Origin of the sequence: Streptomyces collinus Tu 365 (genome assembly GCF_000444875.1) — a bacterium.
In the GTDB taxonomy this organism is placed as follows: Bacteria; Actinomycetota; Actinomycetes; order Streptomycetales; family Streptomycetaceae; genus Streptomyces; species Streptomyces collinus_A.
The window spans coordinates 6,704,091-6,721,197 of record NC_021985.1; the positions used below are offsets into that span (position 1 = coordinate 6,704,091).

Sequence of the window (17,107 nt, forward strand, 5' to 3'; positions counted from 1 at the left end):
GCCGCCCGGGGGAACCCTCCTTCGAGTTCCGCACCGCTCGCGGCCTTGAAGTACCAGGCAACACGTTCGTCTCGGGCCGTCCCCCGGGTCGTCCATTCCCAAATCCCGCGCCCGTAAAGGCGGTTGCGCGGGTGCCCCTTTGAACCTTGGGAGATGGCCCCCATGACCCAGCAGTCAGTGGAGCCCAGGACCGCAGCCGACGACGCGGGTGACGGAACCCGCGTCCCGGCAGGGCGGTCCTGGCTCGACCGGTACTTCCACATATCCAGAAGAGGGTCCACGGTCTCGCGCGAAGTCCGTGGCGGCGTCACCACCTTCATGGCGATGGCGTACATCCTCCTGCTCAACCCCCTGATCCTGTCCGGCAAGGACGCGGCGGGGGACACGCTCGGCCAGAAGGCGCTGATCACCGCGACCGCGTTCGCGGCGGCCTTCACCACGCTCCTGATGGGTTTCGTCGGCAAGGTGCCGCTCGCCCTCGCCGCCGGCCTCTCCGTCTCCGGCGTCCTGTCCTCCCAGGTCGCCCCACAGATGACCTGGCCGCAGGCCATGGGCATGTGCGTGATGTACGGCGTCGTCATCATGCTGCTGGTCGTCACCGGCCTGCGCGAGATGATCATGAACGCGATTCCGCTCGCGCTCAAGCACGGCATCACCATGGGCATCGGCCTGTTCATCGCCCTGATCGGCTTCTACAAGGCCGGCTTCGTGCACCAGGGCAAGGCCACCCCGGTCACCCTCGGCCCCGCCGGTGAACTCGCCGGCTGGCCGGTCCTGCTCTTCGCCGGCACCCTGCTGCTGATCTTCATGCTCCAGGCCCGCAACATCCCCGGCGCCATCCTCATCGGCATCATCTCCGGCACCGTCGTCGCCGCCGTCCTCAACGGACTCGGCGTCGTCGCCCCCGAGCAGTGGGCCAACGGCGCGCCCGAACTGCACGGCAGCGCGGTCTCGATGCCCGACTTCTCGCTCTTCGGGCACGTGGAGTTCGGCGGCTGGGGCAAGGTCGGCGCCATGACGGTCGGAATGATCGTCTTCACCCTGGTGCTCGCCGGGTTCTTCGACGCCATGGCCACCATCATCGGCGTCGGTACGGAGGCTCGACTGGCCGACGACAAGGGCCGGATGCCGGGCCTGTCCAAGGCGCTGTTCATCGACGGCGCCGGCGGTGCCATCGGCGGTGTGGCGGGCGGCTCCGGCCAGACCGTCTTCATCGAGTCGGCGACCGGCGTCGGCGAAGGGGCCCGCACGGGACTCGCCTCCGTCGTCACCGGACTGTTCTTCGCGGCCTGCCTGTTCTTCACCCCGGTCACCGCGATCGTCCCGCAGGAGGTCGCCTCCGCCGCCCTGGTCGTCATCGGCGCCCTGATGCTGATGAACGCCCGGCACGTGGACTGGGCCGACCGCGCCACCGCGATCCCGGTGTTCCTGACGGTCGTGCTGATGCCGTTCACGTACACCATCACCACCGGTGTCGCCGCGGGCGTCGTCTCCTACGTGGCCATCAAGACCGCCCAGGGCAAGGCGCGCGAGATCGGCGCCTTCATGTGGGGGCTGACGGTCGTCTTCCTGGTCTACTTCGCGCTCCACCCGATCGAGGGCTGGCTCGGCGTCCACTAGCGGCCGCCGAACACCCCTGCCACGCAACCCCGTTAGGAGACCGACAGATGCTGGACATCGCCGACGAGCTGAACCGGTGGGTCGAGCAGGGCCGCGACTTCGCCGTCGCCACCGTGGTGGCCGTCGGCGGCAGCGCCCCGCGCCAGCCCGGCGCCGCCCTCGCGGTGGACGCCGACGGCACGGCGATCGGCTCGGTCTCCGGCGGCTGCGTGGAGGGCGCCGTGTACGACCTGTGCCGACAGGCGCTCGAGGACGGGGAGACCGTCCTGGAACGCTTCGGGTACAGCGACGAGGACGCCTTCGCCGTCGGCCTGACCTGCGGCGGCGTCATCGACATCCTCGTCGTGCCGGTCCGGGCGGACGGTCCGGCCCGGACGGTGGTCGCCGCCGCGCTGGCCGCCGCCGCGCGAGGGGAGGCGGCGGCGCTCGCGCGGGTCGTGGACGGCCCGGCCGAGTTGATGGGCCGGGCCCTCCTGGTCCGGCCCGACGGCTCCCACGACGGCGGCTTCGGGGCCCACCCCGAGCTGGACCGCACCGTCGCCGCCGAGGCCGGCGCCTTCCTGGACGCGGGCCGCACCGGCACCCTGGAGATCGGGGAGCAGGGCTCGCGCTGCGGCGCCCCGCTCACCCTCCTCGTGGAGTCCTCGGTACCCGCCCCTCGCATGATCGTCTTCGGTGCCATCGACTTCGCCTCGGCGCTGGTCCGCGTCGGCAAGTTCCTCGGCTACCACGTCACCGTGTGCGACGCCCGCCCGGTGTTCGCCACCCCGGCCCGCTTCCCGGAGGCCGACGAGATCGTCGTCGAGTGGCCCCACCGGTACCTGGAGCGCACCGAGGTCGACGCCCGCACGGTGCTGTGCGTCCTCACCCACGACGCCAAGTTCGACATACCGCTGCTCCGGCTGGCCCTGCGGCTGCCGGTCGCCTACGTCGGCGCGATGGGCTCCCGCCGCACCCACCTGGACCGCAACGAACGCCTGCGCGAAGTCGGCGTCGGCGACCTCGAACTCGCCCGCCTGCGCTCCCCGATCGGCCTCGACCTCGGCGCCCGCACCCCCGAGGAGACGGCCCTGTCCATCGCCGCCGAGATCGTCGCGAACCGGCGCGGCGGCAGCGGCGTCTCCCTGACCGGCGCGCACACCCCCATCCACCACGACCGCGCCAAGCGGCCCACGGGCCGCAGGATCGGCTCGGTGGCCTGAACGGCCGGCCGGGCGGGCGCCACGGTGACGCGGGAACCGGCCGCCCCCTGACCGGTACCCCGACCAGCCCCCGTCAGGGCCGGCGCAGCAGGTGGTTGAGGGCGCGGCCGAACACCGTGCGAGAGGTGTGCCGTACGACGTCGTCGAACAGGCTCGGCAGGAAGCGGATACGCAGATCCTCCTGCCACTCCACGCGGGTGCGGCCGCCGGGGCCCGGGCGGACCTCGATCTGCGCCCAGCCCAGGATCACCCGGCCGCGCTTCTCCAGGCGGCACAGCCCCGGCTCGCCGTCCACCGGCGGCCGCCAGACGGTGACCTCCATGGGGTCCTCGAAGGCGAGCGGGCCGAGGCCCGACCGGGCGACGACGCGGGTGCCCTCGCGGGTCGGTCCGGGCGGGACCGAGGTGACCCGGGTCAGCGGGACCGCGTCACCGTGGCGGGGCCATCGGGTCAGCCGGCGCCAGGTCTCCTCGACGGAGAGCGGCACGGTGCGTTCGAGAGAGAAGAAGGGCACGGCACGATCGTAGGCAATCGGCGCCGCCGACCTGTGCGTTCGGCCACGGGTCACCTGTCTGGCCCATGGCCGCGCCGCCCGCGGGCCGCCGCCTCAGGGGCGGTACACCTTGCCCGGCTCCGCCCTGCCCGGCGCGAGCAGCTGAGGCACCGTCACGAAGACGTAGCCGCGGGCCTTCAGGGCGTCGATGATGCCCGGGACGGCGGGTACGGTGCCCCGGTAGATGTCGTGCAGCAGGATGATCCCGTCCCGGGACGCCTGGTCGAGCACCCGCTTGGTGATCAGCGCCGAGTCCTCGGTCGTGTAGTCCTTCGCGGTCACGCTCCACAGCACCTCCGCCAGGCCCTCCTCCTTGGCGATCCGGTGCACGTCGGCGTCGGTACGGCCCTGCGGCGGGCGCATCAGCGTCGGCCTGCGCCCGGTGAGCCGCTCGATCGCGTCGTCGGGACGCTTCAGCTCCTCGCGTATCCGCGCGTCCGGTATGCGGGTGAGGATCTTGTGGTCCCAGGTGTGGCTCGCCACCTCGTGCCCCTCGGCCGCCATCCGCTTGACCAGCTCCGGATACGTGTCGATGTGCCGCTTGCCCAGCAGGAAGAAGGTGGCCGGGACCTTCTTCTCCTTCAGGATGTCCAGCAGCCGGGCCGAGTTCTCGCTGGGCCCGGCGTCGAAGGTCAGCGCGATGCACTTGGCCTCGCGGCAGTCCACCGTCCCCAGCCGGGCCGCCTGCGCCCCGTGCGCGCCCCCGTGCCCGGCCTCGGCGCGCGCCGACGCGGGCGAGGTCGTGCTGACCTGCGCGCAGCCGGACACCGTCAGCGCCAGACAGGCGGCGGCGGACGCGAGCGCGGACAGACGCAACCTTCGGCCGGGTCCGCGCATCTTCCTGTGTGCGGGCGGCGAGGCCGGATTCTTCTCGGAGGAACGCGAAAGAGCCATGCCGGGACTATACACAGAGTGTATAGCTCACGCGTTCGAATGCGTGAGGACCGGTCACCGCTTGGAATCCCGGTGCGGCGACCCGGCGCGGCACGCCACGCACGGCGGCCCGGCACGCCACGCACGGCGGCCCGGTGCGCCGCCGTAGCACCATGGAGGTGCGGGGAGGGCAGCACGCCGGCAGGCGGGAGGAGCAGCCCATGCGCTACCGGGACCGAGCCGAGGCCGGACGGCGACTGGCCGCCCTGCTGAGCGAAGTGCGCGAGCGGGACGGACTGCCCGACCCCGTCGTCCTCGCCCTGCCCCGCGGCGGCATCGCCGTCGCCGAACCCGTCGCCCGCGCGCTCGACGCCCCGCTCGACGTGCTCGTCGTCCGCAAGATCGGCGCACCGCACCACCACGAGTTCGCCGTCGGCGCCCTCGCCGCGGGCGACCCGCCCCTCTTCGACCCCGGCACCCTCGGACAGCTCGGCCTGACCGAGGAGCGGCTCGCCCCGGCCGTGGCGAGCGAACGGCGCGAGCTGGACCGGCGCGAGCGCCGCTACCGCGGCGACCGCCCGCCGCCGCGCGTGGAGGGCCGCAGCGTGATCGTCGTCGACGACGGCCTGGCGACCGGCGCCACCGCACGCGCCGCGCTGCGGCACGTACGGCGCCGGGCGCCCGCCCGGCTCGTCCTCGCCGTCCCGGTCGGCGCCCCGGACTCCCTCGACCGGCTCGCCGCCGAGGCCGACACCGTCCTGTGCCCGCTGCGCCCGGCCGCGTTCAGCGCCGTCGGCCAGTGGTACGACGACTTCGAGCAACTCACCGACGCGGACGTGCTCGGCGTACTCGACGCGCTGCACCCTCGGTGACGAGCCGGGCGGGAGGGCAGCCGGGCAGCCGGGGAGCCGAAGTGCCGGGGAGCCGGGTACTCAGGGGTTCGGGGAGCGAGAGGAGCGGAGGATGCCGGAGCTGGCCGAGGCGGAGGCGCGGCGCCGGTTCACCGCCGCCCGGGTGGCCCGGCTCGCCACGGTGGACGAGGCGGGCCGGCCGCACCAGGTGCCGGTCGTCTGCGTCACCGTGAGCGCCGAGGGCACCGGCGCCGCCGACCGGATCGTGACCGCCGTCGACCACAAGCCGAAGACCACCGCCCGGCTCAAGCGGCTGCGCAACATCGCCGCACACCCGGCGGTCTGCCTGCTCGCCGACGCCTACGACGAGGACTGGGACCACCTGTGGTGGGTCCGCGCCGACGGCGAGGCGAGCGTCCTGACGCCCGGCGCCGCCGACCCGGCCGTACGACAGGCCCACGCGCGTGCCGTCGGACTGCTGTGCGCCAAGTACCCGCAGTACCGCGACGATCCGCCGGCCGGCCCGGTGATCGCGGTCACCGTACGGCGCTGGAGCGGCTGGCAGGCGCGCGCGGAGCCCTCCGGCCGCCGAACCCCGTGCACACCAGTGGTACCGGAAACGCACGAAGAGTAACCTCGGGTGACATGACGCGCACGGGGGAGCGAGCCGTCAAGTCGCGGTTACGGACGCCACCTTGGGTGGCCCGCATCGAGGAGCCGGACGGGCGGGTCCTGGGTGCCGGGGTGCTGCTCGCCCCCGACCGCGTGCTCACCGCCGCCCATGTGGTCCGGCCCGGACAGGCGTACGTCGTCCACTTCGTCGGCGTGCCCGGCGTACCCGGGGTGGCGGCCACCGTCCGCGAGGACGAGTACGTGCCGCAGCAACGGGACACCTTCGGCGACCGCAGCGGCGACCTGGCCCTGCTGCGGCTGGCCGAGCCCCTGCCCGCCGCCCACACCACCCGGCTCTACCGGCTCGCCGCGCCGCACGGACCGGTGAGCATGTACGGCTTCCCGGTGGGCGACGACGGCGGCCGCTGGCACGGCGCCACGCTGGTCGCCGCCCGCGGCCGGGACCATCAGGTGCAACTGCGCCCGGAGACCCCCGGCGAACTCGCGGAGATCGGCTTCAGCGGCGGGGGAGTGGTGGACCACGAGACGGACGAGGTCATCGGCATCGTCCTCAGCGTCGACGAGGGACCGGGTTCCCTGTTCAGCTACATGAGCCCCACCGAGACCATCCTCAGCCATCTGCCGCAGGTCGCCGCCTGGACCGACGGCGCCGAAGCCGTCGACCCGTCGCTGCGCACGGGCGCGCCCGGCGGCGGCGACCGGCTCGACGTGCCGTTCGCCACCGAACTCGCCTCCTGGTTCCGGGGCGAGGGCTGGCCGGTGCTCGTCACCGTCGTCCCCGCCCGCAGCGACCGCGCCTGGACCCTCTCCCGCGCCGTCACCCTGGCCGACCGTGAACTGCGCACCCAGCGCAACACCAGCGCCTTCGGTCAGGATCCGCCCGAGACCGTGCCCCCGGCCGGCGGTCACGACCTCGCCCTGGACGTACGCGACATGACGGCCGCTCAGGTGACGGACCGCATCGCCGCACGGCTGGGCATCCGCGGCGAACCCCGGCCCGAACGGCTCGGCGCGCTGCGCGTCCCCCTCGCCGCCGTCCTCGTCGGAGTCGACCGGGCGGCCGAACCCGACGCCCTGCTCGGCCTGCTCGACCGGCTCGCCCGGCAGGGGGCCCGGCTGTTGCTGGTCTTCCGCGGGCGGGGCGACCAAGCGGACCGAGCGGCCGCGTCCTTCGTCGAGCGGCCCCTCGGCGAACGCTGGGCCCGGCTGCACCGCGAACTCGACCACATCGTCGACGAGTTGGGGCCCGCCCTGGAAGACCGCCGCGACCGGGTGCTGCCCGCCCCCGGCACCCGGCACCTGCTGGACCGGGCCGACTCCGGCGTACGGCGCACCCGGTTGCTGCGCGCCTGGGTCGCGCACACCCCCGAACGGGAGGCGGATCCCCGCCACGCCGACCTCCTGTTCACTTTCGAGGGCGCCGCGGGCCGCCGCCGGCGGCGCCTGGAGCGGGCGGTCGCCCTCCTCGACGAGCGGCTGCGCCGCCGCGACGAACTCCTCGGCCGCGTCACCGCCGAGTGGCCGCTGTGCCGCGAACGGGCCGCATCCGAGGGCGGCGACCGGGTCGAGGACGCCTACCGCCTCTACGAACTGGCCCTGTCCCTGCTGCGCCACACCCCCTGCGACGTGGACGAGGCGGAGGCCGCCGCCCGGCGGTTCGTCGGCTTCTGCTCCGGCACGGCTCCCGGAGCGGAGGGCGGCCGATGACGGCGTGCCTCCGCCCGGGTTGCGCGGGCCACATCATGGCCACCGGATACTGCGGTACCTGCGGCCACCGGCATGCGGAGCCGCGCCCGGAGCGGCGCCCGGAGCCACGGCCTGAGCCGGGCTCGGAGCCACGGCCGGAGCCGCGTCCCGAAGCGCCCCCCGCCCCGTCGCCGCCCGGGTCCCTGGGGCGGACGCGGCCCGAGACGTTGCGGCAGACGCGGCGCGAGTACCCGGGGGAGTCGGGGTCCGAGCCCCCGGGGCAGCGGCGTTCGGAGCCTTGGTCGGGACCGTCGCAGGAGGCGAGTTCGGGTGCGCGTTCGCGGGCGCGGTCCCACTCGCCGCACTCGGGGGCAGCGCCCGAGGGGGCGGCCCGGTCCAGTTCGGGGGCCCCGTCCGAGGCGCGCTCCGGGCCGCAGCCCGTGCCGCCGCACCGGGCGCGCACGACCCACCCGGCACCCCCGGCCGCCCCCGGCGAGCGCCGCACCGCCGTCGAGCGGCCCACTCCGGGCGAGCGGCCCATCGCCGTCGAGCAGTCCACCCCGGGCGAGCGGCCCATCGCCGTCGAGCAGCCCACTCCGGGCAGCCGGCCCGCCGCCGAGCAACCCATGCCAGGCGAGCGGCCCACCGCCGTCGAGCAGTCCGCCCCGGGCGAGCGGCCCACCATCACCGGGCAACCCGCCCCGGGACAGCCGTCCGCCACCGCGGAACGGCCCGTCCCCGTGCCCGTCCACGCCGTGGCCGGCGTCGGTGAACTCGACCAGCACGGGCTGGTGCGGCTGCCCGACGTACCCGCCCCCGGTGACGGGCTGCTCGTCGAGGACCCCCGGCCGCTCACCGGAGGCCGCCGCTGCGGCGCGAACGGCTGCACCATGACCGTCGGGGTCGGCTACGGCGGCCAGCCGGCCCGGGCCACCGGGCGCTGTCCCCGCTGCGGCACCCGCTACTCCTTCCTGCCCCAGCTCGTCGTGGGCGACGTGGTCGACGGCCACTACCGGGTCCTCGGCTGCCTGCCCCGCGGCGGCCTCGGCTGGGTGTACCTGGCCGAGGACACCCGCGCCGACGGCCACCGCGTCGTCCTCAAGGGCCTGATCGACGCCCAGGACGCGCTCGCCCGCCGCAACGCCGTGGAGGAGCGCCGCTCCCTCACCGACCTGCACCACCCGGACATCGTCCGCCTCGTCACCTACGCCGAGCACGCCGCCGAGGGCGGCACCCCCACCGGCTACCTGGTGATGGACTACATCGCCGGGCGCGACCTGCAGCGGCTCTTCCACAGCGACGACGCCGAGCGGATCTTCCAGGGCCGCCCCCGCCTCGACCACGTCCTCACCTACGGCTGCATGATCCTCGGCGCCCTGCAGTACATGCACGAACGCGGCCTGCTCTACTGCGACATGAAGCCGTCCAACGTCATCCACTTCGGACGCGCGATCAAGGTCGTCGACCTCGGAGCGGTCCGCGCCATCGGCGACCGCACCTCCGCCTACGTCTTCACCAGGTCCTTCGCCCCGCCCGCCGAGGAGATCCACAACCGCGGCTGGCACGTCGACAGCGACCTCTACACCGTGGGCACGACCCTCCAGAGCCTCGCCGAGAGCGCCGAACCGGCCCGCGGCCTCGCCCCCGACTCCTTCCGCCGCCTCGTCCACCGCGCCACCCACGCCGACCCGCGCGCCCGGTTCCGCTCGGCCGCCGAGATGTCCCGCCAGCTCTGGGAGGTGCTGCGCGAGTACCGGTCCCTCCAGTTCGGCGAGCAACTGCCCGAAGCGTCCACCCGGTTCCGCGCCACCGACGCCGGTCTGGACGCCGGGCTCGGCGCCATCCCCGCCCTCGACCACTGGACCGCCCGTCCCGGCGCGCTCCCCGCCGTCCTGGACGTCTCCCCGCCGCCGCCCGCCGAGGCCGCCGGCGCGCTCCCGGCCCCGGTGCCCGACCCCGACGACGGCGCCGCCCTCCTGCTCGACACCTTCTCGCCCGACGCGCCCGACCGGGTCGCCCGGCAGTGGACCCGCGAGTCCCGCCTCGGCACCCCCGAGACCGCGCTGTGGCTGTGCCGCGCCTACCTGCGCCGGGGCGAGCAGGCCGCGGCGGAGAGCTGGCTGGCCGAGGCCGTCACCCTGCTCGGCGAGCGGGCCGCCGGGCACGACTGGCGCATCGCCTGGCACCGCGGCGTCCTGCACCTGAGCAGGGCGGAGGTCCGGCAGGCCGGCGAGTGCTTCGAGGCCGTCCACCGAGCGCTGCCCGGCGAGTACGTGCCCAAGCTCGCCCTCGGCCACTGCGCCGAGCACGGCGGCGGGCCCACGGACCGGGTGATGCCGTACTACGAGGCCGTGTGGGCCCGCGACTTCGCGCACACCGCCGCCGCGTTCGGCCTGGCCCGCGGCCACCTGGCGGCCGGCGACCGCGACGCCGCCGTACGCGTCCTCGACGACGTCCCCGCCACCTCCCGCCACTACGACACCGCGCGCATCGCGGCCGTCCGCATCCGCGCCGGCCTCCTGGCCGGCCGGGCGCCGTCGCCCGCCGACCTGCGGGACGCGGAACGGCGGCTCCCCGAACTCCACCTCGACGGCGGCGCCACCGACGGCGAGTCACGGGCCCGGCTGGTCGCCGAGGTCCGCGAGAACGTGCTGCACGGCCTCCAGGAGCGAGCCGGGCCCAGGGAGTTCCCCACGGGCGACCTGCTCGGACCGGGCACCGAGGACGCCCTGCGCACCCTGCTGGAGCAGTCCTTCAGGCACCTGGCCGGACAGGCGCGCACCGCGGACGAACACGGCCGGCTGCTCGACCTGGCCCACGCCGTGCGGCCGATGACCACCTTCTGAGAACGACGGACCGGGAAGCGAGGGGAGCGCGGCCGTGAGCACCGCCGAGTACGCCGGGGGCGCCGAGCACACCGGGCACGCCGGGGACGTCGTGGTGACCCTGGAGGTCGGGCAGAACAAGGAACTGCCCGCCGTACCGGACGCGCCCGGGCAGTCCCGCGACCGGGAGATGCACGCCATCCTGGAGATCGGGGTGACACGCGCCGCCGACCGCACGGATCCCGTCACCGGCGCCGCCCACCCGCCCGGACCCGCCCTCGCCGAGGTGCTGATCGTCGACACCTCCCGCTCCATGCTGCACCCGGCCGCCAAACTCCGCGCCGCCAAGGACGCCACGGCCGCCGCCCTGCGGCTGCTGCCCGAGGGCAGCGCGTTCGCCGTGCTCTCCGGCCGGTTCGACGCCACCGTGGTGCACCCCGGGCCCGGCCACGACGGCATGGCCGTCGCCGGGCCCGCGGAGCGCGCGGCGGCCGAACGCGCCGTACGGATCCTGGACGCGGACGGCGGCACCGCCATCGGCCACTGGCTCGACCTGGCCCGGCGGCTGCTGAGCGGGCAGAGCGCGCCCGTCAAGCACGTCCTGCTGCTCACCGACGGGCGCAACGAGCACGACCACCGCGCCGCCATGCCGCTGGACACCGCCCTGGACGCCTGCGACGGCCGGTTCGTCTGCGACGCGTGGGGCATCGGCGACGACTGGGACGCCGACCTGCTGCTGCGCATCACCCGCCGACTGCACGGCCGGGCCGGCGCGGTCCGCCGCGAGGCGGACCTCACCGGCGTGTACGAGACGCTGGTGAGCGGACTGCTCGGAAAGGCGCTGCCCGAGCTGCGCATCCGGCTTACCCCGACCGCCGGCACCGTGATCCGCCAGGTCAAGCAGGTCGTGCCCGGCGAGCAGGAACTCCCGCCGGCCGTACCGGAGTCCGGGGGACGCGGCACCGAGTACGTCACCCGGGCCTGGGGCGAGGAGACCCGGCACTTCCAGGTCGTGCTGAGCGCCGATCCGACCGGCCGCGCCACCGGCGAGGACCTCCAGCTCGCCGCCGTCGAGGTGGTCGTCCCCGACTTCGGGCGCACCGTGCGGCTGCCCGCGCCCCGGCCGGTCCTCGTCCACTGGACCGACAACCCGCTCGACGCCTCCCGCCCGCACCCCGCGATCCACCGCCACCAGCTGTACCAGCAGGCCAGCGCGGCCGTCGGCCGGGCCTACCGGGCCTGGCTGCGCCGCGCCGAGGGCCGGGCCGAGGCCGACCGGCGGCTCACCCACGCGCTGGCCCTGGCCAGGGAACTCGGCGACGCCCACCTGCTGGGCGCGCTCGCCCGGGTCGAGGCCGCGCCGGGCACCGGACGGTTCCGCGACGGCCTCAAGGACGTCGACTGGCAGCACCTGATCCTCTCCAGCGCCGTGACCACACCACCGGAACCGCCGGCCACCGGGCAGCCCCCGCCCGTACCGCCGGACCCGCCCGGCACCGACGACCCCGCCCCCGCCGGGCCCGGCGGCCTCATCGAGTGCCCCGACTGCGGGTGGATCGGCCCCGCGGACTCGGTCTACTGCGGCGGCGACTGCGGACGGCCGCTGAGGAGGACCCGATGAGGAGGACTCGATGAGGAGGACTCGATGAGGGGGGCCCGGTGAGCGCCGACACGGGTGCCCGGACCGGCGGCGAGGCGGGCGCGCGGACCGGCGGCGGTCCAGGCACGCGGGCCGGTGGCGGGGAGGTCGCGGGGGCGGGCGGCGGGCCGGGCGCGCGCACCGGGGCCGGTGGCCGGGACCGCCCGGGCGCGGCCACGGCCGCCCGCCGTGTCCCCGGCCCGCGCGACGGCGCGTTCCTGCCGCGTCCGCTCGCCCGGCTCCTGGCCGGCGGGCGCCGGCCGCCCACGGACGGCAGCACGACCGCCCACGAACTGGCCGTCCGCAGGCGGCTGCTGCTCACCCTGAGCGCCCTGCTGACCCTCTCCCTGTTCCTGTCCTACGAGGGTGTGCACGGCGACGCGGACCCGCTGCGCACCTCCAGCGCGCCCGCCGTCCTCGCCATCGACACCGCCCTGTACGCGCTCGACGCGGCCCAGTCCGACGCGACCGGGACACCGCCGTCCCTCAGCGAATTCCAGAAGCAGATCTCGGTGGCCGCGCAGAGCATCTCGGTGGCCGCCGCCGACGACGCGGGCGGCCCGGCCGCCCGGCAGGCCGTGCAGACGGTCGCCGGACTGATCACCGGCTACTCCGGCATGGTCCAGAAGGCCCAACTGGAGCCCGAGCGCAGCATCTTGCGGGACGCCTACCTCAGCTACGCCACGGACATCCTCAAGGGTGACGACGCGAGCATCGAGGCCCGGCTCAAGGCGCTGCGCACGCGGCAGCTCGCGGCGGTGAAGCGGCAGACCTCCTTCGGGCCGCTCATGTGGCTCGGCTGGACCGCCTCCACCCTGCTCGTCCTCGCCCTCCTCGCGGCCCTGGCGGAGACGCAGCTCTTCCTGCGCCACCGCTTCCGGCGCCGCTGGAACCGCCGGCTGATCGCCGCCGGGGCACTGCTGGCCGCCGGGTTCGCGGTCCTGCTGCTGTTCACCGTCTGGACCCACCGGGGCATGGCGGACACCCGCGCCCTGCTCGACGGGGCGCCGCCCGGCCCCGCCATCCCCCGCGCGGGGCAGGACGCCGCCGCGCACCTGGCGCACACCGGATTCCGCGCGGCGGCCGCGGTGTGGATCGTGATAGGAGGCGCCCTGCTCATGGCACTGGCCGAGACCGGCCTGCGGCAGCACATCAACGACTACCGGTTCAGGCCCCGGTGAGCGCCCGCACTCCCGGCCCCGGACCCGCCCGTGGTCCGGCCCCCGTGCCGGACGGGCCCGGCACCCGGCGCCGCCCGTCGCGACGGCTGGTGCGCGTGGTCACCGTCGTGGCGAGCTGCCTGGCCGTGCTGGCCGCCGCCGCCGTGGTGGGCGTCCGCACGCTCGGACAGGAACCGACCGTCACGCTGCTGGCCAACTGGACCGGCGACGACGCCCGGCACCTGCGGGACGCGGTGATCGCCCCGTTCGAACGGGCGCACCACGTCCACGTCGACTACCAGGGCAGCTCCGCCGAGAGCCAGGTGCTCAGCGCCGACGTGGAGACGGGCACGCCCCCCGACGTCGTGGTGCTCACCGGGCCGGGCGAACTCGCCGACTACGCGGGCCGGGGACAGCTCCACCCGGTCGAGGACCTGCTCCCCAAGGGCGCGTTCGGCACCTCCTGGGCCACCCCGCTGCACGGGCACGTGTACTGGTTCCCGCTCAAGGCCGACGTCAAGAGCCTCGTCTGGTACCCCGGGGGCACCGCCGTCCCGGAGCTGCGGCGGGCGGCCGGGCGGCCGGACCGGTGGTGCGTGGGGCTGGGCTCCGGCGCCACCAGCGGCTGGCCCGGCACGGACTGGGTCGAGGACATCCTCCTCCAGCAGGCCGGCCCCCGGACGTACCAGCGGTGGGCGCGCGGGCGGCTGCCCTGGCAGTCCAAGGAGGTGGAACGGGCCTGGCGGACCTGGGGGCGGCTGGTCGGCGCCGGTCACTCGCCCGAGCTGGTGGCGCGGGCGCTCAAGACCGGCTACCAGGACGCCTCCAAGCTGCTCGCCGGGCACCCGCGGCAGTGCACGCTGGAACACCAGGCGTCGTTCGTGCGCAGCTACCGGCCCTGGAAGGACGCGCACGGCGCGTACCGGCCCTCGGCCGAACTGATCCCCGGTGCCACGGCCCGGAACGCCTGGGAGGTCTCCGGGGATCTCGTGGCCCTGCTGCACGACACCCCGCAGGCGCGAAAGCTGATCCGCCACCTCGCCTCCGCCGACGCGCAACGGGCCTGGAACGCGAAGGAGTCGGGGTTCTCCGTCTCCACCGCGGCCCAGTCGGCCGCCGACCCCAGCGGTTCCTGGCACCGCTCCCTGGCCCGCGAGCTGCTGGACACCGGCGCGGCGCACTGCTTCGACGCCTCCGACGCCATGCCGCCCCCGGTCCGCGACGCCTTCGCCCAGGCCACCATCGACTTCCTCGCCGACCCGAGCCACCTGGACGCCCTCCTGGCGGACCTGGACAGCATCAGCAGCAACGAGGAACTGACCTGGCTGCCCTCGGTCTGCGACCGCGGCACCTGAGCCCTCCGGGCACGGGGCGACGACGCCTGGTTCCCGGCCCGGACGGCGGCGTCCCGGCGAAGGGAGCGCCCACCGCCCCGGGCCCGGGCCGGTGGTGCCGTCGGCGTTCGGGCCGCCTGCGTGTGCGGGCCGGGGGTGCCGTCGGCGTTCGGGCCGCCTGCGTGCGCCGGTCGCTGATGCCGCCGGCGTTCGGTCCGCCCGTGCGCGCCGGTCGCGGATGCCCCCGGCGTTCGGCTGCCTGCGCGCCCCGAGTCGTGGACGCCACCCGCGCTCAGCTCGCCCGCGTCCCCGGCGTCGGATGCCCCCGCGCTCTGCCCGTCCGCGTGCGCCGCCCTCGGACGCGGCCGGCGCTCAGCCCGTCCGCGTGCCCCCGGCCCAGCCGCGGGTGACGACGGAGACGGCCCGGGCCGCCCGCGAGGCGGTCGCGGGCTCCGTGCGTGGTCCGGGAGCGAACTCCACGTGCAGGAAGGCGACCCCGTGGGCGGCGGCCTCGTGGCCCTGCACGTTGTCCCGGCCGGGCAGCGGGCAGGAGCGGACCCAGGCCCGGCACACGGAGAAGTGGCGTGCGCCCAGCTCGTCCGCGAGCCGGCGGGCCGCCGCGCGCCCGTCCGCCCCGGCGCCCGTGGAGGCGATCACGTCGTAGCGCGGGGCCGACTCCCGGGCGAAACCGTGCAGCTGGATGCCGGGTACCCGACGGGCGACGAGCTCGGCGCAGATCGCGTGGAAGACGGTGTCCCGGCGGTGCGCCACATCGGCCGCGTTCCCCTCGCCGGATTCGCGATGTGCACCAGCAATGACCAGAAGGCCACCGGGGGCACCCCTGAGGACACGGACGCCCAGCTGTTCCGTGTCGCGGTCGGCGACCGGGTGGGGTACTTGTACGGACCAGCGCACGGGGTGGTCGAGGTCGAGGAAGACACGGCCCCAGCCGCGCGGTGAGGGTCCCTGGTCCACACGGTCGTACACCTCTGCGAAGCGTCTGCCGGTGACCGTGTCGACCGTCGTACGCACCGCGAAATCGACCTCGGCGAGACGGTGTTCGGCCTGTTCGCGATGGTGGTCGAGAAGCAGTGCCACCCCCTGGGCGACGGTCTCCCGCTCGGTGCGTCCGGGCGGCCGGAAGCCGCCGCCCGGCGTGAAGCGGCCGGTGTAGGCGGCGACGGAGCGGGCCAGGTCGACGGAGGACGGACCGTCCCCGCGACGGCCTGCGGGTGCGTCGGCGGCGGTGCCGTCGGAGCCTCGCGACAGCACGGCTCCCAGGCCTGCCAGAGCGGCGACGACTAGGAGAAGTGTTGCGATCGTTATCGTTCTGGAGCGGTTTGCCCTCATGGTTGTACCAAGATATCCCGGTGATCAGACGCCGATGCCGCCGCGCCCTGCCCTCGATGCTGACCCCGCTCGCCCTCGTCGCCGCGCTGGCGGGGTGCGGACTCGTCGGTGGCGGTGACGACTCGGCGCCGGCGGGCGGCGGACGCTCGTTCACCGTAGCCGCGGCCGGGGACATCCTCATCCATTCGCAGCTGATCGACCAGGCCAGGGCGGACGCCGGGAAGACCGGCAAGGGCACCGACGGGCTGGACTTCGGCCCGCTGATGGCCGGGATCAAGCCGGTGATCAGCAAGGCCGACCTGGCGATCTGCCACATGGAACCGGTGATCGGCAAGCCGAAGGGGCCCTTCGAGAGCTACCCCGACTTCCTGATCCCGCCGCAGATAGCCGGGACGATCAAGGACATCGGGTACGACACCTGCTCCACCGCCTCCAACCACTCGATCGACCACGGTTACGCCGGAGTCGAGCGCACCCTGGACACCCTGGACGCCGCCGGCCTGAAGCACACGGGCTCCTTCCGGACCGAGAAGGACGCGCTCACCCCGCTGATCATGAAGGTCAAGGGCGTGAAGGTCGCGCAGATCTCCTTCGCCTTCGGCTTCAACGCCCACGAGCTGCCCAACGACAAGCCCTGGCTGGTCAACCAGAACGACCTGGGCCGGATCCGGGCCGCCGAGAAGCGGGCCCGCGCGGCCGGCGCCGAGGTCGTGATCCTCTCCATCCACTGGGGCCGTGAGCACCACCCCAATCCGTCGACCCCGCAGCTGGAGTTCGCCCGGCAGCTGGCCCGCAGGACCGGCATCGACCTGATCATCGGGCACCACGCGCACGTCGTGCAGCCGATGGAGAAGGTCGACGGCACCTGGATCGCGTACGGGCTCGGCAACCAGGTCGCCCGCCACGACGTGCCGACCGGCCTCACCGAGGAGGGGGTCATCGGCTGGTTCACCTTCACCGAGCGCGACGGCAGGTGGCAGGTCGAGCCGCGCTACGAGCCGACCCTCGTGGAGATCCCGCCGGACCCCGAGGTGACGGCGGACGGCACCCCGGCCGAGCCGGTGAAGGGCCAGGTGCGCGACTACCGCCTGGTGGACGTGGCGGCCGAGCTGAAGCGGGACGACCTCAGCGACGTGGAGCGCTCCCGTCTCCGGCTGGCCTTCGAGCGGACCGAGGGCACCATGCTCAACCGCGGTGCGGCGAAGGACGGTCTCAGGCCCCTGACGGAGCTGCCCGGCTGAGCCGCCGGTCGAGGAGACCCGCGCCCGGCCCGCACGAGGGCCGGGCGCTTTCGCATGCCCTGGCCGCGGGGGGAGGGGTGCTTTCGCCGGCCCTCCCCCCGGCTCCGGGTCCGGCGAGACGATCCGTATCCGAAACGATC

Annotated in this window: 13 protein-coding genes; 10 read left to right on the top strand and 3 right to left on the bottom strand. The window is 75.0% G+C overall.

Features of this window, described 5'->3' with window-relative positions; genetic code table 11:
- Positions 1 to 162: 162 nt before the first annotated feature.
- Positions 163 to 1,620, top strand: a complete 1,458-nt coding sequence (locus B446_RS29080) for an NCS2 family permease (RefSeq protein ID WP_020943012.1) — start codon at positions 163 to 165, stop codon at positions 1,618 to 1,620.
- Between the two features lie 47 nt (positions 1,621 to 1,667).
- Entirely contained in the window at positions 1,668 to 2,822 is a 1,155-nt protein-coding gene (locus B446_RS29085) for an XdhC family protein (protein WP_020943013.1), read from the top strand.
- A 73-nt stretch (positions 2,823 to 2,895) separates the two neighbouring features.
- On the opposite strand, the gene B446_RS29090 is transcribed toward B446_RS29085, so the two are convergent.
- Positions 2,896 to 3,336: a hypothetical protein gene (locus B446_RS29090; protein ID WP_020943014.1), complete on the bottom strand. Its 441-nt coding sequence runs from the start codon at positions 3,334 to 3,336 to the stop codon at positions 2,896 to 2,898.
- Between the two features lie 93 nt (positions 3,337 to 3,429).
- Positions 3,430 to 4,212, bottom strand: a complete 783-nt coding sequence (locus B446_RS29095; protein WP_052352197.1) for a polysaccharide deacetylase family protein — start codon at positions 4,210 to 4,212, stop codon at positions 3,430 to 3,432.
- A 257-nt stretch (positions 4,213 to 4,469) separates the two neighbouring features.
- Here B446_RS29095 and B446_RS29100 point away from each other — a divergent pair, with 257 nt between their 5' ends.
- The 7 genes from B446_RS29100 to B446_RS29130 all read left to right on the top strand — a co-directional run bounded on the left by B446_RS29100 (position 4,470) and on the right by B446_RS29130 (position 14,397).
- Complete coding sequence (locus tag B446_RS29100; protein WP_020943016.1) at positions 4,470 to 5,120, top strand: phosphoribosyltransferase; 651 nt, start codon at positions 4,470 to 4,472, stop codon at positions 5,118 to 5,120.
- 91 nt (positions 5,121 to 5,211) lie between these two features.
- Positions 5,212 to 5,733 (top strand): TIGR03668 family PPOX class F420-dependent oxidoreductase, encoded by a 522-nt coding sequence (locus B446_RS29105; RefSeq protein ID WP_020943017.1) that lies wholly within the window; start codon positions 5,212 to 5,214, stop codon positions 5,731 to 5,733.
- 65 nt (positions 5,734 to 5,798) lie between these two features.
- Positions 5,799 to 7,439, top strand: coding sequence for a trypsin-like serine peptidase (locus B446_RS40830; RefSeq protein ID WP_020943018.1), 1,641 nt, complete (start codon positions 5,799 to 5,801; stop codon positions 7,437 to 7,439).
- A 419-nt stretch (positions 7,440 to 7,858) separates the two neighbouring features.
- Entirely contained in the window at positions 7,859 to 10,264 is a 2,406-nt protein-coding gene (locus B446_RS29115; RefSeq protein ID WP_020943019.1) for a serine/threonine-protein kinase, read from the top strand.
- A gap of 34 nt (positions 10,265 to 10,298) precedes the next feature.
- On the top strand, positions 10,299 to 11,864 hold the full coding sequence (locus B446_RS29120) for a VWA domain-containing protein (RefSeq protein WP_020943020.1): 1,566 nt from the start codon (positions 10,299 to 10,301) through the stop codon (positions 11,862 to 11,864).
- A 38-nt stretch (positions 11,865 to 11,902) separates the two neighbouring features.
- Complete coding sequence (locus B446_RS29125; RefSeq protein ID WP_020943021.1) at positions 11,903 to 13,063, top strand: hypothetical protein; 1,161 nt, start codon at positions 11,903 to 11,905, stop codon at positions 13,061 to 13,063.
- Positions 13,064 to 13,107: 44 nt separating this feature from the next.
- Complete coding sequence (locus tag B446_RS29130; protein WP_020943022.1) at positions 13,108 to 14,397, top strand: ABC transporter substrate-binding protein; 1,290 nt, start codon at positions 13,108 to 13,110, stop codon at positions 14,395 to 14,397.
- A 351-nt stretch (positions 14,398 to 14,748) separates the two neighbouring features.
- Here the strand turns inward: B446_RS29130 and B446_RS29135 are convergent, their stop codons facing one another.
- Positions 14,749 to 15,648: a hypothetical protein gene (locus tag B446_RS29135; RefSeq protein ID WP_234967576.1), complete on the bottom strand. Its 900-nt coding sequence runs from the start codon at positions 15,646 to 15,648 to the stop codon at positions 14,749 to 14,751.
- A gap of 134 nt (positions 15,649 to 15,782) precedes the next feature.
- Here B446_RS29135 and B446_RS29140 point away from each other — a divergent pair, with 134 nt between their 5' ends.
- A complete protein-coding gene (locus B446_RS29140; RefSeq protein WP_052352198.1) occupies positions 15,783 to 16,967 on the top strand; it encodes a CapA family protein in 1,185 nt (394 codons plus the stop codon).
- Positions 16,968 to 17,107 lie beyond the last annotated feature (140 nt).

Coding starts and splice junctions, on each gene's coding strand:
- B446_RS29105 (WP_020943017.1), top strand. CDS start 5,212: ATGCCGGAGCTGGCCGAGGCGGAGGCGCGGCGCCGGTTCACCGCCGCC.
- B446_RS29140 (WP_052352198.1), top strand. CDS start 15,783: ATGCTGACCCCGCTCGCCCTCGTCGCCGCGCTGGCGGGGTGCGGACTC.
- B446_RS29080 (WP_020943012.1), top strand. CDS start 163: ATGACCCAGCAGTCAGTGGAGCCCAGGACCGCAGCCGACGACGCGGGT.
- B446_RS29095 (WP_052352197.1), bottom strand. CDS start 4,212: ATGCGCGGACCCGGCCGAAGGTTGCGTCTGTCCGCGCTCGCGTCCGCC.
- B446_RS29085 (WP_020943013.1), top strand. CDS start 1,668: ATGCTGGACATCGCCGACGAGCTGAACCGGTGGGTCGAGCAGGGCCGC.
- B446_RS29100 (WP_020943016.1), top strand. CDS start 4,470: ATGCGCTACCGGGACCGAGCCGAGGCCGGACGGCGACTGGCCGCCCTG.